This window comes from Streptomyces sp. NPDC038135, from assembly GCF_055601245.1.
Map to the genome: position 1 here is coordinate 41,270 of NZ_JBVJXS010000009.1, position 21,498 is coordinate 62,767.

Sequence of the window (21,498 nt, forward strand, 5' to 3'; positions counted from 1 at the left end):
CGTACCCCCGCCCGTACGCACACCAACAGGAGACAGCAGTGGCCCGGCGCCCTCTTCCCCGCATTCTGAGCAAGGACAGCGCGCAGATCGCCCGGACGCAGATCGCCCGGAGCCGGGAACTGGCCCGGACGGCGGCCGACAGCGCCACCGACGTCCTCCACCCGCTGATCACGATCTCGCGCGGGCTGCGCCGGCTGGCCTCGGCCGGACGGCGCAGGTGGGCCGAGACACCCAAGGACAAGCGCGGGCCACTGCTGTTCCTCGCGGCCTCCGTGGTCCTGGTCGTGGCGCTGATGCCGTACGGACCGCTGCTCGCCGTCATCACGGTGATGGCGGCGGCGGCCTGGCAGGGCCGCGACCGCACGCCGCCGGCGCCCGAAGGGCCGGACGAGACACAGGCCGAGCGCCTCCAGTCGCTCTACGAAGCCCTCGTGCCGTACTTCACCACCGCCGAGGACCCGGCGCCGCTGTACGCGCACGGCGGGGAGTGGCCGAGGGCCTTCGAGGCGCACGAGTTCGACGACGGCGGACGCGTCGCCCACCTCGTGATCCGCTATCCCGCGTACTTCCCGGACGGCGAGGCCACGGCCCGCGCGCGAGTCGAGCACCTGCTCGCCGCGAAGGCCGGGCGGGGCCGCGAGTACCACTTCGGCTGGGACGAGGAGGGCAACCGGCTCACGGTGTCCGTCCTCGAGCCGCTGCCCGCCGGCATCGCCGCCCAGCGGTTCGTCACCACGCCCGGCGAGACGGTCCTCGGGTTCACCGACCCGAGCGAGGTCCAGCGCACGCTGCCGCTCTCCTACGAGGAGGAGCGGCGCGACGTGCCGCCGGTCGTGTGGCGCACCGGCATCCGCTCCACCGAGCCGCACCTGCTGGCCATGGGCGACCCCGGCAGCGGCACCTCTACCCTGCTGCGCTCGATCGCCCTGCAGGCCCTCCAGCACGGCGACGTGCTCGTCGTCGACGGCGGCGGCACCGGTGAGTACGCGTGCCTGATCGGCCGGGACGGCGTGCTGGCCGTGGAGTGCGCGCCGGCCGGGGCGCTGGCCAGCCTGGAATGGGCCGCGCAGGAGACCGAGCGGCGGCTCACCGCCGTCAACCGCGCCCGGCAGGCGGGCGACCCGCCGCCCGAGGACACGCGGCGCCCGCTGTGGATCCTGCTGGACCGGCCGACCGTCTTCACCCACCTCGCGGAGGCGGACCACCGCAGGGATCCGCAGACGTTCCTGCAGGTGCCGCTCCGGCACGGGCGCGCCGCCAACGTGACGGTGGTGGTGGCCGAGCAGTTCGACAGCGCGGAGTCGCTGAGCGAGGCGGTACGGCAGCACACGCGCGCGCGTGTCGTGCTGGGGCCCGCGGCCCCGCAGCAGGTGGAGGCGGTGCTGGGAATGCCGCCGCACACGAGTCCGCCGGCCCATATGCCGCCGGGGCGCGGGTACGCGCGACTGGGCACGGGGCCGGTGCACCGGCTTCAGGTGCCGGCGACGCCGGACCCCTACGACGACGCGACGAGCGACACGGACCGGCAGGCCGTGCTGGGGCTGCTGCCGCCGCGTACGACGCCCGTCGACGGCGAGGCCGTCGAGGCCGTCGAGGCGGTCGCGGCGGAGCCGGTGGCCGCGGAACCGCTGGCCGCCAAGGCGGTCGCCGCCGAGAGTTCCTGAGCCGCCGTCAGCCGCAGCCGGGCGTGGGGCGTTCGGCGGGCCCGCGCTTCCGGGGCGCCTCCCCCGCCCCCGGCCACAGCGGAGGGGCGCCTACGCCACGAAGGTCCGGGGCGACTCCGCGTCCCCCGTCGCGCCCGTTCTCACCAGGAGGGACGCCGCCGCCAGGCGGGTCGCCGCCTCGTCCGCCACGGCGCCGCCCACCGTGAACGGCAGGCGTACGTACCCCTCGAAGGCGCCGTCGACGCCGAAGCGGGGGCCCGAAGGCACCCGGACGCCGACCCGCTCCCCCGCCTCGGCCAGCCGCGAACCGGACAGGCCGCCCGCGCGGACCCACAGGGTCAGGCCGCCCTTGGGGACCTCGAACTCCCAGTCGGGCAGTTCCCGGCGCAGCGCGGCCACCAGGGCGTCGCGGTTCTCGCGGGCCTGGGCCCGGCGCAGCGCGACCGCCTGCTCCCAGCCGCCGGTGCTGAAGAGCCAGTTCACCGCCAGCTGTTCCAGTACGGGGGTGCCGAGATCGGCGTACGCGCGCGCGGCGACCAGGCTGCGGATGACGTCCGGGGCCGCCCGCACCCAGCCGATGCGCATGCCCGCCCAGAACGCCTTGCTGGCCGAGCCGACCGTGATGACCGTGGAACCGGCCGGGTCGAAGCCGCAGACCGGGCGCGGCATCCCGGCGTCGTACTCCTCGTCGAGCCACAGCTCGGTCATCGTCTCGTCGGCGACGAGGACGGTGCCCGCCGAGCGGGCCGCGTCCACCAGCCGCCGCCGCTGGTCCTCGTCGGCGAGCGCGCCGGTCGGGTTGTGGAAGTCGGCGACGACGTAGGCCAGCCGGGGCGCGGCCTCGCGCAGCACCTGCCGCCAGCGGTCCAGGTCCCATCCGGCCAGTCCCTCGGCCATGGCGACGGGCACGAGCCGCGCACCCGCCTCCCGCATGAGCTGGAGGATGTTGGCGTACGACGGCGACTCGACGGCGATGCGCTCGCCGCGGCCCGCGAAGAGATGGCAGATCGCGTCCATGGCGCCCATCGCGCCGGTCGTCACCATGATCTGCTCGGGCATGGTGGGGATCCCGCGCGCGGTGTAGCGCTCGGCGATCATCGAACGCAGGGCGGGCAGACCGGCCGGGTAGTCGCCGTGGGTGTGGGCGTAGGGCGGCAGTTCCTCCAGAGCGCCCTGGACGGCACGGGTGAGCCAGGGCTCCGGGGCCGGGAGCGACGCACAGCCCAGGTCGATGACGGAGCCGAGGGCCTCGGGCGGCAGGGGCTCCAGGCCCCGCGCGGGCAGCGGGTTGCCGGCCGGCACGGCCGTCCAGCTGCCGGCTCCGCGCCGGGACTCGAGGAAGCCCTCGGCGCGCAGCGCCTCGTAGGCGGCGGCGACCGTGGTGCGGCTGACGGTGAGGGCGAGGGCGAGTTCGCGCTCGGCGGGGAGGCGGGCGGCCACGGGGACCCGGCCCTCCAGGACCAGCAGCCGGATGCCGTCGGCCAGGGCGCGGTAGGCGGGCGGGCGGCGGCTGCCGGGGCCCGCCGGGCGGTCCTGCTGCGACGTGAGCAGTCTGGCGAGCTGCGCGGCGCCCACCGCAGAGGTCCAATGCGCCATGCGATCAGTCCACCTTCCCCGGATTGGCCATGGATGGGATGTCCTCCCTGGCTCCAGAGTGACATGCGTCAGTCCACTGTCACCACCCAGGGGGGTATGTCGTGTCCACCTCCGGCCGTCTCGGACGACGGCTGATCCAGTTGTACGCGGGACTCGCGCTGTACGGCGCGAGTTCCGCGCTGCTCGTGGCGGCGGGCCTGGGCCTCGAACCCTGGAACGTGCTGCACCAGGGGCTGGCGGAGCTCACCGGCCTGACCATCGGCGTGGTGTCGATCGCCGTGGGGGCGGTGGTGCTGCTGCTGTGGATCCCGCTGCGCCAGCGGCCCGGCCTCGGCACCGTCTCCAACGTCTTCGTGGTCGGTCTCGCCATGGACGGCACCCTGGCCCTGCTGCCGGACGTGCGCACCCTCGCCGTGCGCGTCCCGCTGCTGGTGGCGGGCATCGTGCTCAACGGCGCGGCGACCGGCCTGTACATAGCGGCGAGTTTCGGACCGGGCCCGCGCGACGGGCTGATGACGGGGCTGCACCGGCGCACCGGCCGTTCGATCCGGCTGATGCGGACCGTGGTCGAGGTCACCGTGGTGATCACCGGGTTCGCCCTGGGCGGCACCATCGGGATCGGGACCGTGCTCTACGCGGTGTCCATCGGACCCCTGGCACAGCTGTTCCTGAAGGTGTTCGCCGCCCCGCCGGCACCGGGCGGCAGCACCGTCGTTGCCGCGGTGACACCCGATGGGGCGATACTGCGTCCGTGACCCTCACGACGCAGCCCCCGCGCCACCCCTACCTCGATCATCCGGGCCCGATCGCCTTCGCCCACCGGGGCGGGGCGGCCGACGGGCTGGAGAACACGGTGGCCCAGTTCCGGCGCGCCGTCGAGCTGGGCTACCGGTACATCGAGACCGACGTGCACGCGACGGCGGACGGCAGGCTCGTCGCCTTCCACGACGCGACGCTGGACCGGGTCACCGACGGCGCGGGCCGCATAGCCGACCTGCCGTGGCAGGACGTGCGGGACGCGCGCGTGGCGGGGCGGGAGCCGGTGCCGCTGTTCGAGGAACTGCTGGAGACCTTCCCCGGGGCCCGTTGGAACGTGGACGTCAAGGCGGAACCGGCGCTGCGCCCCCTGCTGGAGCTGATCGAGCGCACGGGCGCCTGGGACCGGGTGTGCGTGGGCTCGTTCTCCGAGGCCCGGGTGCTGCGGGCGCAGCGGCTGGCCGGGCCGCGCCTGGCCACCTCGTTCGGCACGCGGGGGGTGCTCAGCCTGCGGCTGCGCTCCTGGGGGCTGCCGGCCGCGGTGCGCAGGTCGGCGGTGGCCGCCCAGGTGCCCGAAGCGCAGTCGGGGGTGCCGGTGGTGGACCACCGCTTCGTGCGCGCCGCCCACGCGCGCGGGCTGCAGGTGCACGTGTGGACGGTCAACGAGCCGGAGCGGATGCACCGGCTGCTGGACCTCGGCGTCGATGGCATCATGACCGATCACATCGACACGTTGCGCAAGGTCATGGAGGACCGCGGCGTCTGGGTCTGAGCGCCCCGGCACCCGCGTCCCGGCCTTCGCACGGCACTGCGGCGGGGAAGCGAGGGCACGGGTGGGCATCGACACCGTGCGGGCGGGGACGGCCGGCGAAGCCGCGGGCCGGCGGCGCGAGCAGCGCGGCTGGTACTTCTACGACTGGGCGTGCTCGGTCTACTCGACCAGCGTGCTGACCGTGTTCCTCGGCCCGTACCTCACCTCGGTCGCCAGGCACGCGGCCGACGCCGACGGCTATGTGCACCCCCTGGGCATCCCGGTCCGGGCCGGCTCGTTCTTCGCCTACTCGGTCTCCCTGTCGGTGATCCTCGCGGTGGTGGTGATGCCCCTGGTGGGCAGCGCGGCGGACCGCACGGGCCGCAAGAAGCCGCTGCTCGGGGCGGCGGCGTACACCGGGGCCGCGGCCACGACCGGCATGTTCTTCCTGGACGGCGACCGGTACCTGCTCGGCGGGGCGCTCCTCGTCATCGCCAACGCGGCGCAGTCCGTGGCGATGATGCTCTACAACTCCTACCTGCCGCAGATCGCGCCGCCCGCGGAGCGCGACGCGGTGTCCTCCCGGGGCTGGGCCTTCGGCTACGCGGCCGGGTCCCTGGTGCTCGTCGCGAACCTGGTCCTGTACTCGGCGCACGACTCCTTCGGGCTGACGGAGACCGCCGCCGTCCGCGTCTGCCTGGCCTCGGCCGGGCTGTGGTGGGGCGTCTTCACCCTCGTGCCGCTGCGCCGGCTGCGCGACCGGCACACGCGCGTGGAGGGCGCCGCCGTCACCCCCGGCCTGCGGCAGCTCGCGGCGACGCTCCGGGACATGCGCCGGCATCCGCTGACGCTGGCCTTCCTGCTGGCGTACCTCGTCTACAACGACGGCATCCAGACGGTGATCTCCCAGGCCTCCGTCTACGGCTCCGAGGAACTGGGGCTCGGGCAGTCCACGCTGATCACGGCGGTGCTGCTGGTGCAGGTGCTGGCCGTGGCGGGGGCGCTCGCCATGGGGCGGCTGGCGCGGGTGTACGGGGCCAAGCGGACGATCCTCGGGTCGCTGGTGGCCTGGACGCTCACCCTGGGGGCCGGGTACTTCCTGCCCGCCGGGGCGCCGGTGTGGTTCTTCGTGCTGGCCGCCGGCATCGGGCTGGTGCTCGGCGGCAGCCAGGCGCTGTCCCGGTCGCTCTTCTCCCATCTGGTGCCGGCCGGCAAGGAGGCGGAGTACTTCTCGGCCTACGAGATGGGCGACCGCGGGATGAGCTGGCTCGGCCCGCTGCTGTTCGGGGTGACCTACCAGCTCAGCGGCAGCTACCGCTCGGCGATCATCTCGCTGGTGGCCTTCTTCGTGCTCGGGTTCGCGCTGCTCGCCCGGGTACCCGTGCGGCGTGCGATCGAGAAAGCGGGTAACCCGGTTCCGGACACGATTTAGCACTCGACACGAAAGGGCGGTAGTGTACGCGTTTGGCCTGCCAGGCGTACCGTTACTGCGCGTCAAAGATGCCGAAACGCTGGGTGACATCTGTGAGCAGATGTGACAAACCGGGCGCCTGTGGGTAGAACAAGGGGCGGCTACGACGGCGACGCATGACCCGGAACGGGAATCTTTACCGCCGACCGGACGTTGACCGGATGACGACGACAGCGACACCTGTCCTGTGGGCGACAAGCCCGGGAGGCACGATTCATGAGTGAGCGAGCTCTTCGCGGTACGCGCCTCGTAGTGACCAGCTACGAGACGGACCGCGGTATCGACCTGGCTCCGCGCCAGGCCGTGGAGTACGCATGCGAGAAGGGGCACCGGTTCGAGATGCCCTTCTCGGTCGAGGCGGAGATCCCGCCGGAGTGGGAGTGCAAGGTCTGCGGGGCCCAGGCACTCCTGGTGGACGGCGACGGCCCTGAAGAGAAGAAGGCCAAGCCCGCGCGTACCCATTGGGACATGCTGATGGAGCGGCGCACCCGTGAGGAACTCGAAGAGGTCCTCGAGGAGCGCCTGGCGGTTCTGCGCTCGGGGGCGATGAACATCGCGGTTCACCCCAGGGACAGCCGCAAGAGCGCGTAACGCGAGACACGCAATACCGCGGGCGCCGTACGTGATCACGTACGGCGCCCGCGGTTTTCCCATGTCCCGGCCGACCGGGCCGGCGGACCTCAGCGGGTCAGCGAGGGGCGCTGCCCGCCGGGCTCGGCGGTGTCCTCCCTGATGACCTCGCCCTGCACCACCTTGCCGTCGGGCCGGTGCATGCGGGCCTGCTGGAAGGCGTCGCCCAGGCCGCCCGGGACGACGCGGCGGAGCCTGCGGTCGAGAGTACGCTCGGTCCAGCGGCTCACGGCCCGCTGCACCGGCGGGAGCAGCAGGAGCAGTCCGGCCACGTCGGAGATCAGACCCGGGATGATCAGCAGCAGACCGCCGAGCATCAGCAGTCCGTTGCCGCCGCCGCGGGACGGCGAGCCGCCGCGCTGGAGCGCTTCGTTGAGGTTGCGGAAGGCCCGGCGCCCCGCCCGCTTGATGATCACCGAGCCGGCGACGACGCCCGCCACCAGAAGCAGGAACACGGTGGGGCCGCCCGCCGCGCCGGCGACCCGCGTCAGCAGCCAGACCTCCAGCACCAGCCACACGACCAGCCCCAGCGGCAGGTACCTGCGCAGCCGGGATCGGCGCGGCCGGGTGGTGGACGGGGAGGTGGGAACGCCAGTCGTCATGCTCCCAGTGTGCCTGGGCGCGGCTCAGCGCGGGATAAGCGGGGCGGCGGGACGGTCAGCGCGAGCCGTGCGACCGGGACCGGTCCTGGCCGCCCTTGCCGGTGACCTTGCCGACGCGGTCCCCGACACCCCAGGCGGTGACCCGCCACAGCGCCTCGACCACGATGTTGCGGCTCATCTTGGAGTCGCCGAGTTCGCGCTCCACGAAGGTGATGGGCACCTCGACCACGTGGTATCCGGCCTTCACCGCGCGCCGGGCCAGGTCGACCTGGAAGCAGTAGCCCTGGGAGGCGACGTCGGCCAGGCCGAGGCCCTCCAGGGTCTCGCGGCGGAATGCGCGGTAGCCGCCGGTGATGTCGCGCAGCGGCAGGTCGAGGGCGAGGCGGGAGTAGAGGCTGCCGCCGCGGGAGATGAACTCGCGGGACTTGGGCCAGTTCACCACCCGGCCGCCGGGGACCCAGCGCGAGCCGAGCACCAGGTCGGCGCCCTTGAGCGCGGTGAGCAGCCGGGGCAGTTCCTCGGGCTGGTGGGAGCCGTCGGCGTCCATCTCGACCAGCACGCCGTAGCCGTTCTCCAGGCCCCAGCGGAAGCCCGCCAGGTAGGCGGCGCCCAGGCCCTCCTTGCCCTTGCGGTGCAGGACCTGGACGTGCTCGTCCTCGGCGGCCAGCTCGTCGGCCAGCTTGCCCGTGCCGTCGGGGCTGTTGTCGTCCGCCACCAGCACGTGCGCCTCGGGGACGGCTTTGCGCACCCGGCCGACGATGGACTTGATGTTCTCCGCCTCGTTGTAGGTCGGGATGATCACCAAGGCCGTGCCGAGCGGACCGAACTGCCTCCCCTGGGCCTTGGCCGCGAGGGTCCCGTCGCCGTCGTTCACTGCTGCCCCTTCATGTCGTACGCAGGCGTCCACCATAGTGGCCGCGGCCTGCGATGACGCGACGGCACGGTCGTACGGTGGTGTTGTTTCCTCAAGCGTGGGGTAAGAATGTGCTTTTCGGCATCCGGGTTCCTCTGCGGATGGGGGCCCGGCGCCCTTCGGGCCGACCTGGGACCCGCTGGCTGCGGGTCGACCGAAAGCCGTTGTCTACTGAGCGACCGGGCCCCACCCGGGTCACACCTTGCCGACCGGCCGGAGCGTTCCCCCGTCGGCGCGGGCGCTGAGCCTGGCTGCCAGTGACGGTGCCCGGTGGGGCACACCGTCCCTGACCCAGCGGCGCTGCGACGAGTGCGCGAACACTCCACGGTCGGGCGTCCGGTGGTGGACTCCGCCGAACCTACCGGCCCCCGGCCGTCGACTGTCAACAGCCGTCTGACCTGCGCGGAAGTAGCGCTTACCGGGGTGGACCCGGAGGATTCCCAGGTAGGGCGAGGCTGCGGCGGCCGATGAGCGCCGTCTCGCCACCCCGGGAGATCACTCGCCCGGCCGTACGAAGACCGTCCGCCCGCCGACCACGGTGCGCAGGCAGCGGGGCAGCTCGCCGCCGGGGCTGAGATCGGGCAGGCCGGGGGTGCCGGAGCGCGGGTCGGTCGACCAGCGGGCCACCCGGTCGTCGGGGGCCTGGACGACCAGCTCACCGGTGTGCCAGACGGCGTAGTCGGCGGGTGCGCCGGGCACCAGGACGCCGGCGTCGTCACGGCCGATGGCGCGCCAGCCGCCGCGGGTGTGGGCGGTGAACGCGGCGCGCACGGAGACCCGGTGCTCGGGCGTGCGGTGGAACGCGGCGGCGCGGACCGTGCCCCAGGGGTCGAGCGGGGTGACCGGGCTGTCGGAGCCGAACGCGAGCGGGACCCCGGCCCGCAGCAGGGCGGCGAACGGGTTGAGGGTACGGGCCCGCTCGGCACCGAGCCGCCGGGCGTACATGCCGTCCTCGCCGCCCCAGAGCGCGTCGAAGGCCGGCTGCACGGAGGCGATCAGGCCCAGCTCGGCGAAGGCGGCCACGGCCTCGGGGGTGAGCATCTCGGCGTGCTCGACGCGGTGCCGGGCCGCGCGGATCCGGCCGAGGCCGGTCTTCTCGGCGGCCGCGCGCATCCCCTCCACGACCGCGGTCACCGCCGCGTCGCCGATGGCGTGGAAGCCGGCCTGGAGCCCCGCCTCGGTGCAGGCGACGACATGGGCGGCGACGGCGCCGGCGTCCAGGTAGGCGGTGCCGGTGTGCCCGGCGTCGGCGTACGGCTGGTGCAGGCAGGCGGTGTGCGAGCCGAGGGCGCCGTCCACGAAGAGGTCTCCGGCGGCGCCGAGCGCCCCCAGCTCGCGGGCCTTGTCGACGTTCTGCTCGGCCCAGTAGCCGATCACACGGGGCCCGGGCGCCTCGGCCGCGAGCCGCAGCAGGGCGGTGAAGTCGTCCTCGGAGGAGATCTGCGGGCCGCCGCACTCGTGCACCGAGCCGATGCCGAGGGAGGCGGCGTGGGCGAGGGCGGTGCGCTGCGCCTCGGCGCGCTGGGCGGGGGTGACGGCGGCGAGGGCGGCCTTGCGCACGGCGTGGTGGGCGTCGGCGGTGAGCGGCGCGTCCTCGCGGGCGACGTCGCCCGGGACCAGGTCCAGCAGGGCGGTGGTGACGACCGCCGAGTGCACGTCGATCCGGGAGAGGTAGAGCGGGCGTCCGCCGGTGGCGGCGTCCAGTTCCGCGCGGGTCGGCGGCCGGCCGCCGGGCCAGCGGGCGGCGTCCCAGCCGTGGCCCAGCAGCACCCGGTCGCCGGGCCGGGCGGCGGCGAAGTCGCGGACCAGGGCGAGTGCCGCCTCCAGGGAAGGGGCGTCGGACAGGTCGAGGCCGGTCAGCGCGAGGCCGGTGGCGGTGGTGTGCACATGGGCGTCGGTGAAGGCGGGGGTGACCAGGGCGCCGTCGAGGTCCACCACCTCGTCCACGCCGTCGGCGAAGGCGTCCGCCGCGCCCTCGGAGCCGACCCAGGCGACCTGGCCCCGCTCCACCACCATGGCGGTGGCGAAGGGGTCGGCGGGGCTGTGCACCTCTCCGCGGCGCAGGAGGACGGTCTTGGGGTCGGCGGACTGCTCACTCATGTCCCACAGTCTCTCGCGCCCGTGGGGCGCGTGGGGCACCGGGGCGGCCGGTTCAGATCCTCGGGGGCCGCGCCTCGTACGGGGTGGACAGCACGACGGTGGTGCGCGTGGAGACCCCGGCCAGGCTGCGCAGCCGGGCGAGCAGCTCCTCCAGCTCGTGCGGGGTGGCCACCCGCACCTTGAGGATGTAGTTCTCGTCGCCGGCGACGCTGTGGCAGGCCTCGATCTCGGGGACGCCGGCGAGGCGGTCCGCGATGTCGTCGGGGGCGCTGGGGTCGAACGGTTTCACCGAGATGAAAGCCGTCATCGGCAGCCCGACGGCCTCGGGGTCGACGACCGCGGCGTAGCCGCGGATGACGCCACGCTGTTCGAGCCGGCGCACCCGCTGGTGCACGGCCGACGTGGACAGGCCCGTGGCCTTGCCCAGGTCTGTGTAGCTCATCCGCCCGTCCGTGACGAGCAGCTGCACGATCTGACGGTCCAGCTCCTCCATGGCGCCAAAACCTACCGTGCGCGTGATCTCCTCGGATACCTGGGCACCGCTGGTCATGCCCGGTCCGCGGGGTGCGCGGCAGCCCGGGACGGGCCGCCGGGGGGCCGACCGGGCGGACGGTGGGGGACAAAAGCACCGCACCGGACACCCGCGCGCGGCATGTGACGAAGACCACAGCACCCGGGCATCCTCCGTGATGCTGCCGTGATTACCTCCCGGACGTGGCGGGAAGTGCTTGCTGTGGTCGAGGCCGCAGTGCCGTCACGGCCCAGCCTTAGGGGGAGAATCCCATGCAGAGTGTCAAGCGCCCTGGTCGATCCGCGTCCAAGCGGCAGCAGCCGGTCGTCGAGCCCGAGCCGGAGGGCGTCGAACCCGACGCCGACCTGGCCGACGAACTCGACGCCTACGACACCTTCGAGATGTACCGGGTGCTGTGCCCGGACTGCTCGCAGCCCATCGCGCTGCTCGCGGACGAGGAGTTCCTGCCGGAACACGCGCTGTGCGCCTCGCCGTGGAACCCGTTCGGCCTCACGGTCTGCGCCGGCACCGGCCGCGCCGCGGCCGAGGCCCGTCCCGCGGACGAGTCCTTCGCCCCGCAGGAGCAGGACACCGCCCTGCTGCTGACGCTCCCCCAGGGTCTCGACTGGCGGACGCAGCCCTTCTCGCACGTCGGCGGCCCGGGCTCGCGCCCGCTGCGCGTGCGGGCGATGGGCAGCCAGGCGGCCTGAGCCGCCCCGCCCCGTAGCGGACATCCCGATCCGCACCACGGCCGGCGTGAGCCGCCGTGGTGCGGGACGGACACGCCCTCGGACAGCCGCTCGCGGAGCGCCCGCCCGCTGGTACGGCCGCGTCAGCGGCACGCGGGAGCGGACGCCGGTGAACTGAAGCTCGATTCCGCCGGGCGGTGACCCGCCCGGCCCGCGCCGCGTTCTACCGGGCATGACCGCCTTGCACACGGCCACCGGGCGTCAGCGCCGGATCTTCGTACCCCGCCCCGCGGGATCGGTTCCGCCGTCCGCGCCGCCGGACCCGCCCATCTACCGCGACCTCATGCGCGCCTGGGCCGACGGAGGCCGCACCCTGCCGGGCCGCCACGACCCGGAGTGGATCAGGCTGGCGGCTCCGACGGTGCGCAGCGGCGAGTTCAGCGACCCTCCGGCCCTGCCACGTGACGGGCGATGACCATCCGCTGGATCTGGTTCGTGCCCTCGACGATCTGCAGGACCTTGGCCTCGCGCATGTAGCGCTCGGCCGGGAAGTCGGCGGTGTAGCCGTAGCCGCCGAGTATCTGCACGGCGTCCGTGGTGACCTTCATGGCCGTGTCGGTGCAGTGCAGCTTGGCCATGGCGGCCTGCTTGGCGAACGGCCTGCCCGCGTCGCGCAGCCGGGCCGCGGCGAGGTACAGCGCGCGGCCGGCCTCGATCTGGGTGGCCATGTCGGCGATCATGAAGCGCAGGCCCTGGAAGTCGCCGATGGTCCGTCCGAACTGCCGGCGCTGGGCGGCGTAGCCGACCGCCTCGTCCAGCGCCGCCTGGGCCAGGCCGATGGCGCAGGCCGCGATGCCCAGCCGGCCCGAGTCCAGGGCGGACAGGGCGATGGCGAAGCCCTGTCCCTCCTCGCCGAGGCGCCGACTGTCGGGCACCCGTACGCCGTCGAGGTGGACCTGGGCGGTCGGGCTGCCCTTCATGCCCATCTTCTTCTCCGGCGCCGCGCCGCTCAGCCCCTCGGCGTCGCCGGGCACCAGGAAGGCGGTGATCCCGCGCGGGCCGTCCTCGCCGGTGCGGGCCATGACCGTGTAGAAGTCGGCGATGCCGCCGTGCGTGATCCAGGCCTTGGTGCCGGTGATCACCCAGTCGTCGCCCTCGCGCACGGCCTTGGTGCGCAGGGAGGCCGCGTCGGAGCCGGAGGACGGCTCGGACAGGCAGTAGGCGCCCAGCAGGCCGCCGCCGAGCATGGCGGGCAGGTGCTCGACCTGCTGCTGCTTGGTGCCGTAGGCGGCGAGCCCGTAGGAGGCGAGGGTGTGCACGCTGACGCCCAGGCCGACGGTCAGGCGGGCCGCGGCCAGTTCCTCCAGGACCTGGAGGTAGACCTCGTAGGGCTGGTCTCCGCCGCCGTACTCGGAGTCGTAGGGCAGGCCCAGCAGGCCCGTCTCCGAAAGCAGGGTGAAGACCTCGCGCGGGAAGCGCCCGGCGTCCTCCTCCTCGGCCGCCTTCGGCGCGATCTCGCGCTGCGCGAGCTCGCGGACGAGTGCGAGCAGGTCCCTCGCCTCTTCCGTCGGCAGTTGACGCTCCACCGGCTGCGGGTCGCGGTCGGACATGGCGTCGGTCTCCTCCCTGTTCGGGCACACGGGGCGGATGTGCGCCTTGGGTGGGGCGGCTCCGCCTGGTCGTTCCGGTTCCGGCCGAGGCACCCGCTTCCGGGTCTCGGAAGCTGCTGACCAGCGGCTGTGTGCCGTGAGTATGCCCGATCAGCGACCTCCCGTCACCAGTTAACGACCGCTTACTCCAAGAATCCAGCCGAAGCGTTATCGACCTCCGTCATCGGCCCGGGATTGGTACGCACCATTGACCTATTGGTCTAGTCCTCCTACTGTGCATGACCAACGCTTTACCGCGTTCATGCCAATCGGCGCGCGTTCCCCTCACCCCCACGAGGAGCCACCCGATGCACACTCCCCACCGCCCCCGCGCCCGGTTCCGGGCGCTGGTCGCCGCCGCGTGTTCCGCCGTCCTCGGCGCCGGACTGCTGGCCGGCGCGGGCACCGCGACCGCCGCCGCCCCGGGCGGCCCGGCGGCCCCGCACGTCAAGGCCGGTTCCAAGGTCGTCGGCTACTTCACCGAATGGGGCACCTACGACCGCAAGTACTACGTCAAGAACATCGAGACCTCGGGCTCCGCGGCGAGGCTCACCCACATCAACTACGCCTTCGGCAACGTCACCGGCGGCAAGTGCGCGATGGGCGACTCCTACGCGGCGACCGACCGCGCCTACACCGCCGCCGAGTCCGTCGACGGCGCGGCCGACACCTGGGACCAGCCGCTGCGCGGCAACTTCAACCAGCTGCTGAAGCTGAAGAAGAAGCACCCGGGCCTGAAGGTGCTGTGGTCGTTCGGCGGCTGGACCTGGTCCGGCGGCTTCGGCGAGGCCGCCCGGAACCCGGCCGCCTTCGCCCAGTCCTGCTACGACCTGGTGAAGAACCCCAAGTGGGCGGGCGTCTTCGACGGCATCGACATCGACTGGGAGTACCCGAACGCCTGCGGCAACACCTGCGACACCAGCGGCCGGGCGGCGTTCAGGAACGTCATGGCCGCGCTGCGGTCCAAGTTCGGCTCCGGCGGCCTGGTCACCGCGGCGATCACCGCGGACGCCACCGGCGGCGGCAAGATCGACGCGGCGGACTACGCGGGCGCGGCGCAGTACGTCGACTGGTACAACCCGATGACCTACGACTACTTCGGCGCCTGGGACGCGGCCGGCCCGACCGCCCCGCACTCCCCGCTGACCTCCTACGCGGGCATACCGAAGGCCGGCTTCCACACCTCGGCGACCATCGCCAAGCTCAGGGGCCTCGGCGTCCCGGCGTCCAAGCTGCTGCTCGGCATCGGCTTCTACGGCCGCGGCTGGACCGGCGTCACGCAGGCGGCGCCGGGCGGTACGGCGACCGGCCCGGCGGCGGGCACGTACGAGCAGGGCATCGAGGACTACAAGGTGCTCAAGGGCAAGTGCCCGGCCACCGGCACCGTGGGCGGCACGGCCTACGCCAAGTGCGGCAGCGACTGGTGGAGTTACGACACCCCGGCGACCATCGGCACGAAGATGGCGTACAAGAACCAGCAGGGTCTCGGCGGCACGTTCTTCTGGGAGCTGAGCGGCGACACCGCGAACGGCGAGCTGATCAAGGCGATCGGCTAGCCCTCGCGGGTACGGCGTCCGGGCGTGGCGCGGAGCAGCAGGAGCCTCCGCGCCACGCCCGCTAGGTCGTGTCCGCGAAGTCGCGTCGTTCGCCCGCAGGGCTGGCGTCGCGGCGTCCGGTGCGTGCTCTGGGGGTCCCCCCGGCCGAAGGCTGGGGGAGTGCCGGCCGGATGCCCTCGTACTGGGTGTACTCGGGCTTTCGGCCGGTGCGGCGAGAGTGCGTGCCGGGCGTCGTGACGCAGACGCGACTTTGCGGACACGGCCTAGGCGTCGCGGCGCGCGGGCGGCGGCGCCGGGTAGGCGGGGTCCAGCTCCTCGACGGCGCGCAGCGCCCCGCCGAGGGTCTTCACCAGCAGGTCGCGCATGGTGTCCCGGGACAGCTCGGGGCGGTCGATCCAGTCGAGGGTGGCGCCCTCCACGCTGCACACCCAGGACAGCAGGCCCATGCGGGCCAGCGGGGCGATGTCCCGGCGGCCGTAGGCCCCTTCGGCGATCGTGGCGACGATGGCCTCGCGGACGCCGTCCCGGATGGCGTGCACCTCGGTGTCGAAGCCGACCCCGCCGCTGACGATGGTGCGGTAGGCGGCCTGGTGGTGCTCGGCGAAGCGCAGGTAGGTGTCGATGGTGCGGTGGACGCGGTCCACGGCGGGCAGTTCGAGGCCGCTGGCGGCGAAGTCCACCAGGTCCGCGACGGAGGCGTGGATGATCGCCAGGTAGTAGCCCCGTTTGGACTGGAAGTAGTAGTAGATCAGCCCCTTGGCGACGTGCGCCTGCTTGGCGATGTCGTCCATGGACAGTGCGTCGTAGGACGTGTCGGCGAACAACTTCCGTCCGATGGCGATGAGTTCGGCGCGACGCGCCTCGGAACGCTCGGTGCCGCGCGCCCGGGGACGGACGGCGGCACGCTGTGGACGCATATTCACTTTCGACCCTGGTCTGGGAGGTCGGCGGGACCTCCGCAGTATGTCAGAACATGCCGGCCCGGCGCGGGGCCGGGCCGGTTCAGAGCAGGCCGAGGCGGGTGACCAGCATCGCGACCACCACGACGAGCACCCAGCCCATGATGTGCTCGAGGATCTCCGGGCCGTCTTCCTTGGGCCCTCCGGTGCCGACGCGGGTGGCGGTGGCCGGGTGTGCGGTCATGGTGCTCTCACAGAGGTCGGACGTACGAAGTGGAATCCCCCCACCCGTTCGTCCACCTTGCCACCCGCGTCGGCGTCAGCGGCGGAGACGTTGCTCACACGGCCCTGGTCAGCACACCCCCACCGCCTCGAGGGCCTTGCGCTGACGTGCGGTCGGGCGGGCCGGGAAGTAGAGGTAGCAGACACCGCCCGTACCGCTCCTGACCTTGCCGTTCGCGTCGTACCGCTTGGTCCTGAGCCAGATGTTCTCGAACTCCCGCCGCAGGTACACCCGACGTACCGCCTCGTCGCTCGGTGAGGCCGGGTCGTTGGCGATCACGTCGCCGTCGGCCGTGAAGCCGATGACGGTCATGAGGTGGCCGGAGGTGCCGTACCCGGCGCCGGTCAGCTCGGTCTTGAGGAAGGACTGGGACGTTATGGCCGGGATGCCGGCCGCGACCAGGGTCTCCACGTCGGTGAGCGAGGTGAGCCGGGTGACCACGCCCTGGATGCCGTCGAAGGTGGCCGCGTAGGCGGCGTTGAACGGCCAGTTGCCGCAGCCCTGGTACTGGTTGTCGTACGTGTACCGGGCCGCGTGGTCCACCTGCGGGTCCGCGTAGGAGGGGTCGACCCAGGAGAGCTGCTCCGGGGTGAGCCGGCCGCCCCAGTACTCGATGATCATCTGCGAGGAGGTGGGGCTGCACCAGGCCTCGCCGCCGTTGTCGTACTCCGGGTACTGGCCCTTGTGGATCTCCTGCGAGTAGCGCGGGACGGCCAGTTCGCGGGAGAGCGCGGGGGCGGACGCGGGGACGGTGAAGCGGTCGGGGATGTCGGAGCCCATGGCGCCGAGCCGCCAGACGGTCGGGGTGAGCCGTGTGCCGGGCGTGCGGTAGAGCGTGAGGCGCAACTGGTAGGAGGCAAGGCGCAGGCCGGTGCTCGCGTCGTCGATGGCGAAGGTGTCGGTCCAGATCGAGCTCTTGCCGTCGGTCTGGTCGTCCACCGAGGTGCGCTTGATGTCCTGGTCGCCCGCGGCCCACCGGCCCATCACGTACCAGGGGGTGTCCGTGCCGTCGGAGTACGTGCCGCGCAGCTCGACCTGGAGCCAGGTGCCGTCGGGGGTGTGCGCGTTCCAGGAGGCGATGACCTCGGTCGCGGGCACGGCGAGCCGGTGGACCGGGGAGGTCCAGGTCGCGTACTCCCAGGTGGCCGTGCGGCCGGTGTGCGGGTCGGTGTAGTCGGTGCGGCCGGCGGCGGCGCCGATCTCGGCGCCGGGACGGCGGCCCGGGACGGCCCGGACGCCCTTCGCACTGCCGCGGCGCCAGTCGTGGTACGAGGTCCAGGCGTGGTAGTCGACGGGGCGGCCCGGCGCGGCGGCGGTGCCGGCGCCGGCGGGCGCCGCCGCGGTGGCCGCGGCCGCGGGCATGGTGCCCGAGGCGACCGCGGCGACCACCGCGGCTGCGAGAACGGTTCTGCGGGAGGGCTGCTGGGCTCTGCTCATGGGCGCGGTTACCCCCAGGTGTCCGGGTCGGGGCTGGTGCTGTGTGCGCCAACTATGAACGGAGACGGCATGCCCCTGCCAGCACTTCCGCCGTATGGCGCGCCACCAACATTGGTCCAGAACAGTGACGGGACCTGCGGAAGTGCTCCCTGGAAGCGCTGCACGGCCCCGGCGCGGGCGGTGTGCCGTGCGCCGGGGCCGTGCCGTTCGGCGGTCAGATGAGGTCCATCGCCGCAACCTCGTCGGGGCGGCCGTAGCTGACGGGGCCCTGGAAGCGGCGCCGGGCGGTGGCGAACCACCAGACCGTGGCCACGAGCAGGACGACGGCCAGCGCGATCGGCGCGTAGTTGAAGGAGTCGGCGGTGATGGGCGAGGCCTGGGGCAGCATGAACAGCACGCTGCTGAGCAGGATCCAGGTCACCGCGATCCAGCCGATCGGCCTGCCCCAGCGGCCCAGGTGCCAGGGGCCGGGCTGGAACTCGTCGCCGAGCCGCAGCCGCAGGAAGACCGGAACGGCGTAGGCGAGGAACAGCCCGACCACGTTGACGCTCACGATGGCGGTGAAGGCCGTGTGCGACCACCAGCCCGGGACCACCAGGGCGAGCGAGCAGCCCACCGCGAGCCACACCGCCTTGACCGGCGTCCTGGTGCGCAGCGAGACCGTGTGCCACCAGCGGGAGCCGGGCATGGCGCCGTCCCGGGAGAAGGCGAAGATCTGCCGGGTGTTGCTGGTGAGGTTGGCCAGACCGCAGAAGAGCATGGCGCCGATGACGATGAGCAGCATCACCTTGGCGGTACCGAGGCCGAGGCCGTCGATGAGTATCTGGACGGGCGGCGCGGCCGAACCGGCCACCTTGGCGTAGTCGCTAATGCTGTAGACCAGCGCGAGCATCAGGATCAGGCCGGTGATCGCCGAATAGCCGATGGCGCGGGTGATGCCCTTCGGGGCGTTGACCGTCGCCTGGACCGTTTCCTCGGACATGTGGAAGCTGCCGTCGAAGCCGGTGAAGGTCCAGCTGGTGACCAGCAGGCCGAGCATGCCGCCGTAAAGCCCGTTGGTGAAGCCGGTGTTGTTCTCGAAATGCGTCACGAAGGACGCGGACTGATGATGGTCGGGCATCACGATGAGTGCGGTCACGATCACCACGAGTCCGATCAGCAGCCACCACACGGAAATGCGGTTCAGTACGGCGACGAGCTGGACCGTGAAGGTGTTGGCCAGCCCCTGCGCCACGATGATCACTGCCGTGATCAGGACCGTCTGGTGTGCGGTCGGCTGGTACGAGGGCCACTGCAGGGCGACGAAGGCCTGGATGAACGTGGCCGCCGCGTAGCCGGTGGCGGCGGTGCCGCCGATCTGGCCCACGAAGTTCAGCCAGCCGGTGAACCAGGACCAGGCGCCCTTGTGGCGCTTGGCGAGTTTGCCCGCCGAGAAGTACAGCGCGCCGCTCGTCGGATACGCCGACGCGACCTCCGCCATCGCCGCGCCGATGAACAGGACCATGACCGAGACGCCGATCCAGCCGAACACGAGAATGCGGGGGCCGCCCGCGTTCATGCCGAATCCGAAGGACGAGAAAATACCCGAGAGGATGTTGATGATGGTGAAAGAGATCGCGAAATTGTCGAACGCCTTGAAGCGCCGGGTGAGCTTCCGCGGATAACCCATCGCGTGCAGGGTCGCGTCGTCGTCGAGCACGACCGCGTCCTCTCCCCCGCGGGCGTTCGCCCGTGGAGCCGATATCCGTTCCGACACAGATCGACCTTTCTCTTGGTGGGGGGCGGAGCAGGTACGGGTCAGGCGGGTCCCGGGACGGGCAGGCCGCAGCCGCGCCGGGCCCGGGAGAGCTGTTCGGCGGGCTCGCCGAAGGCACTCCAGGGCATGCGTGAGGCGTACGGGCCCATCGCCGTGAAGACCGCCCGGGCCTCGAACCCGCACTGGGCCATGACCAGCGCGTGCGCGAGGTAGGCCAGGTCGAGCACCGGGGTGAAGCGGTAACCGGCCACCGTGGGCAGCCAGTTGTGGTAGGCGGCGAGCGCGGTGGAGCGCCACTGGGGCTGCTCCCAGACCCGGTCGGCGAGCAGCTGGGTGGGGTTGTAGCTCTCGACCAGGGCGACCAGCGGCAGCAGCCGGAGCGCGGAGTCGGCGGGCGCGCGCTGACTGAGGAACGCGGCCACGTCCCAGGCCGCGTTGACCGAGCCGCCGTAGCGGGTGAAGAAGCAGGACAGGAAGCGGTGGTGGCCCTCGCGGTGCCACGGGTCCAGGGACAGGACGTGCGCGAACAGCCGCCACGGTCCGGGCGGGGCGGTGAGCAGTCCCCGCGGGGCGGGATCGCGCAGCCGGTGCAGCCGGGCCATGGTGAGCTTGGCGACCCAGGGGGTGGGGTCGGCGGGCGCCAGCGCGGCGGCCCGGTCGCAGGCGGTGAGCGCTATCCGCTCCAGCGCCTCGGCCCGTTCGTCGTGCGCGTCGGCGGCCCGCATCGCGCGCTGCACGGCCACCCGGGCCCACAGCAGCGCCGCGTCGGGCGTCGGCTCCTCGGCCAGCCAGCGTTCGACGAGGTCGGAGCCGGCCGCCTCGGAGGCCAGCACGAGCGAGCGGTGGGCGCGCAGGGTGAAGTCGGAGCGCGTCTCGGCGAGGGCTTCGCCGGCGCTCCGATAACGGCCGGCGCGGACGTCCACGCATACGCGCGCCAGGACACGGTCGTCGGCCGCCGGATGCCACACATACTGCCCTTCGAATAACTCCGCGGCCATGCTCTCCTGTCCGTCCCGTCACGAAGCGCCGCACTCGCGCAGGAGGAACCTTACTCAGCGGTCGGCACGCCTGGAACGCCGAATTTCACATATCGGTCAACGGATTTCGCCGCTTAATCCGCCTGATTGACCGGCGCTCAGCCAGTGGTTCAAGAAGTGACGTTTTCGCGCCACTCCGGGCCGCGGCGCCGGCCCATCGGCACCGGCCCTATGGGCCGCTACTACACTGTTTCCGGAAAACACCCCCACACCGCATCACACCTCGGGAATCGCCATTCACGACCTCGCCGCCCGGCTGCGCGAGCTGCCCCCCTCGCTGGGGCCGGTCCGCCTGATCGCCGTCGACGGACACGCGGGGTCGGGGAAGTCCACCTTCGCCGGGCGGCTGGCCGCCGCGCTGGGCGGGGCGCCCGTGCTCCACCTGGACGACATCGCCAGCCACGACCGGCTCTTCGACTGGACCGAGCGCCTGACGGACCAGGTGATCGGCCCGCTGGGCCGGGGCGAGAGCGCGCGGTACACCCCCTACGACTGGCACACCCGGGCGTTCGGTCCGCCGCGGCCGCTGCCGCCCGCGCCCGTCGTCGTCATCGAGGGGGTGGGCGCCGGACGCCGGGCACTGCGGCCCCGTCTGGCGCGGCTCCTGTGGATGGAACTGCCGCGCGAGGAGTCCTGGGCGCGCGGCCGGCAGCGGGACGGGGAGGCGCAGCGCGAGTTCTGGTCCGGGTGGGTCGAGGCGGAGCACGCGCACTTCGCCGCCGACCCCACGCGCCCCCACGCGGATCTCCTGGTGCGGCAGACACCAGAGGGATACGAGGTGCTGACGGGACCGGCGGGGACTCCCGGACCGCACCAGAACATCACGCACGGTGATGGTTCCTCCGCGGTGCGGTGAGCGCACCAAGACCCCTGCGGGGGAACTTTCTTGAGTGCTCCGGGTCCGCTTGACCCGGGAGCCGTGCAGGTCTTACGTTTCCAATGTGCGGCCATTCGGAGCCGCCCGCAGTCGCGAAGCCCCCGGTTGTTCCCCCGTGATCGGGGGCTTCGTTCTGCCCGCGGACCGTCCTTCCGGACGCCTCGCGCCTCGAAACACTCACCCTGGGTGACCATCTCGTGTGCGCCCCGTCTGCTCCCACCTCGCCGAACAGGCCGTGCGGCACCCTTCGGCACGCGGTCTCAGCACGGGTACGATGCCCTGGGTGCGGCCTTCGGGCGACTGCTCGCGCACCTGCAACTC

Annotated in this window: 19 protein-coding genes; 8 read left to right on the forward strand and 11 right to left on the reverse strand. The window is 72.7% G+C overall.

Features of this window, described 5'->3' with window-relative positions:
* Positions 1-38 precede the first annotated feature (38 nt).
* A complete protein-coding gene (locus ACZ7JA_RS25245) occupies positions 39-1,664 on the forward strand; it encodes a hypothetical protein (protein WP_470810583.1) in 1,626 nt (541 codons plus the stop codon).
* Positions 1,665-1,754: 90 nt separating this feature from the next.
* Here ACZ7JA_RS25245 and ACZ7JA_RS25250 read toward each other — a convergent pair whose 3' ends face one another.
* Positions 1,755-3,260: an SCO1417 family PLP biosynthesis transcription factor gene (locus ACZ7JA_RS25250; RefSeq protein WP_470810585.1), complete on the reverse strand. Its 1,506-nt coding sequence runs from the start codon at positions 3,258-3,260 to the stop codon at positions 1,755-1,757.
* 101 nt (positions 3,261-3,361) lie between these two features.
* On the opposite strand from ACZ7JA_RS25250, the gene yczE reads away from it, so the two are divergent.
* The 4 genes from yczE (at position 3,362) to ACZ7JA_RS25270 (ending at position 6,829) form a co-directional block, all read left to right on the forward strand.
* On the forward strand, positions 3,362-4,015 hold the full coding sequence (yczE, locus tag ACZ7JA_RS25255) for a membrane protein YczE (RefSeq protein ID WP_351663781.1): 654 nt from the start codon (positions 3,362-3,364) through the stop codon (positions 4,013-4,015).
* Entirely contained in the window at positions 4,012-4,788 is a 777-nt protein-coding gene (locus ACZ7JA_RS25260) for a glycerophosphodiester phosphodiesterase family protein (protein WP_351663783.1), read from the forward strand. Before yczE ends, ACZ7JA_RS25260 begins: the two co-directional genes overlap by 4 nt.
* 61 nt (positions 4,789-4,849) lie before the next feature.
* Positions 4,850-6,199, forward strand: a complete 1,350-nt coding sequence (locus ACZ7JA_RS25265; RefSeq protein ID WP_470810588.1) for an MFS transporter — start codon at positions 4,850-4,852, stop codon at positions 6,197-6,199.
* Between the two features lie 255 nt (positions 6,200-6,454).
* Positions 6,455-6,829, forward strand: coding sequence for an RNA polymerase-binding protein RbpA (locus tag ACZ7JA_RS25270; protein ID WP_003977404.1), 375 nt, complete (start codon positions 6,455-6,457; stop codon positions 6,827-6,829).
* Between the two features lie 89 nt (positions 6,830-6,918).
* Here ACZ7JA_RS25270 and fxsA read toward each other — a convergent pair whose 3' ends face one another.
* The 4 genes from fxsA to ACZ7JA_RS25290 form a co-directional block, all read right to left on the reverse strand.
* Positions 6,919-7,470, reverse strand: coding sequence for an FxsA family membrane protein (fxsA, locus tag ACZ7JA_RS25275; protein WP_470810590.1), 552 nt, complete (start codon positions 7,468-7,470; stop codon positions 6,919-6,921).
* Between the two features lie 55 nt (positions 7,471-7,525).
* Positions 7,526-8,344 carry a polyprenol monophosphomannose synthase gene (locus ACZ7JA_RS25280; protein ID WP_351663789.1) on the reverse strand — a complete coding sequence of 273 codons (819 nt, stop codon included), beginning with the start codon at positions 8,342-8,344 and terminating at the stop codon, positions 7,526-7,528.
* 534 nt (positions 8,345-8,878) lie between these two features.
* Positions 8,879-10,483, reverse strand: a complete 1,605-nt coding sequence (locus ACZ7JA_RS25285) for an amidohydrolase (protein ID WP_470810592.1) — start codon at positions 10,481-10,483, stop codon at positions 8,879-8,881.
* 52 nt (positions 10,484-10,535) lie between these two features.
* Entirely contained in the window at positions 10,536-10,976 is a 441-nt protein-coding gene (locus ACZ7JA_RS25290) for an Lrp/AsnC family transcriptional regulator (protein ID WP_351663793.1), read from the reverse strand.
* Between the two features lie 290 nt (positions 10,977-11,266).
* Between ACZ7JA_RS25290 and ACZ7JA_RS25295 the strand changes: the two genes are divergently transcribed.
* Entirely contained in the window at positions 11,267-11,704 is a 438-nt protein-coding gene (locus tag ACZ7JA_RS25295; RefSeq protein ID WP_351663795.1) for a hypothetical protein, read from the forward strand.
* A 416-nt stretch (positions 11,705-12,120) separates the two neighbouring features.
* Here ACZ7JA_RS25295 and ACZ7JA_RS25300 read toward each other — a convergent pair whose 3' ends face one another.
* A complete protein-coding gene (locus ACZ7JA_RS25300) occupies positions 12,121-13,293 on the reverse strand; it encodes an acyl-CoA dehydrogenase (protein ID WP_389306381.1) in 1,173 nt (390 codons plus the stop codon).
* A gap of 347 nt (positions 13,294-13,640) precedes the next feature.
* Here ACZ7JA_RS25300 and ACZ7JA_RS25305 point away from each other — a divergent pair, with 347 nt between their 5' ends.
* The gene (locus tag ACZ7JA_RS25305; protein ID WP_351663799.1) at positions 13,641-14,888 is read left to right on the forward strand and encodes a glycoside hydrolase family 18 protein; all 1,248 of its coding nucleotides are present in this window, start codon (positions 13,641-13,643) and stop codon (positions 14,886-14,888) included.
* A gap of 263 nt (positions 14,889-15,151) precedes the next feature.
* Here ACZ7JA_RS25305 and ACZ7JA_RS25310 read toward each other — a convergent pair whose 3' ends face one another.
* The 5 genes from ACZ7JA_RS25310 to ACZ7JA_RS25330 all read right to left on the reverse strand — a co-directional run bounded on the left by ACZ7JA_RS25310 (position 15,152) and on the right by ACZ7JA_RS25330 (position 20,261).
* The gene (locus ACZ7JA_RS25310) at positions 15,152-15,805 is read right to left on the reverse strand and encodes a TetR/AcrR family transcriptional regulator (protein WP_389304809.1); all 654 of its coding nucleotides are present in this window, start codon (positions 15,803-15,805) and stop codon (positions 15,152-15,154) included.
* An 85-nt stretch (positions 15,806-15,890) separates the two neighbouring features.
* Positions 15,891-16,031: an SCO1431 family membrane protein gene (locus tag ACZ7JA_RS25315; protein ID WP_199209756.1), complete on the reverse strand. Its 141-nt coding sequence runs from the start codon at positions 16,029-16,031 to the stop codon at positions 15,891-15,893.
* 108 nt (positions 16,032-16,139) lie between these two features.
* Positions 16,140-17,507: a peptidase C39 family protein gene (locus ACZ7JA_RS25320; RefSeq protein ID WP_470810595.1), complete on the reverse strand. Its 1,368-nt coding sequence runs from the start codon at positions 17,505-17,507 to the stop codon at positions 16,140-16,142.
* Between the two features lie 214 nt (positions 17,508-17,721).
* The gene (locus ACZ7JA_RS25325) at positions 17,722-19,263 is read right to left on the reverse strand and encodes an amino acid permease (RefSeq protein WP_401135528.1); all 1,542 of its coding nucleotides are present in this window, start codon (positions 19,261-19,263) and stop codon (positions 17,722-17,724) included.
* Between the two features lie 41 nt (positions 19,264-19,304).
* Positions 19,305-20,261, reverse strand: coding sequence for a hypothetical protein (locus ACZ7JA_RS25330; RefSeq protein WP_351663808.1), 957 nt, complete (start codon positions 20,259-20,261; stop codon positions 19,305-19,307).
* A gap of 274 nt (positions 20,262-20,535) precedes the next feature.
* On the opposite strand from ACZ7JA_RS25330, the gene ACZ7JA_RS25335 reads away from it, so the two are divergent.
* On the forward strand, positions 20,536-21,156 hold the full coding sequence (locus tag ACZ7JA_RS25335) for a uridine kinase family protein (protein WP_351664167.1): 621 nt from the start codon (positions 20,536-20,538) through the stop codon (positions 21,154-21,156).
* The last annotated feature ends 342 nt before the right edge of the window (positions 21,157-21,498 follow it).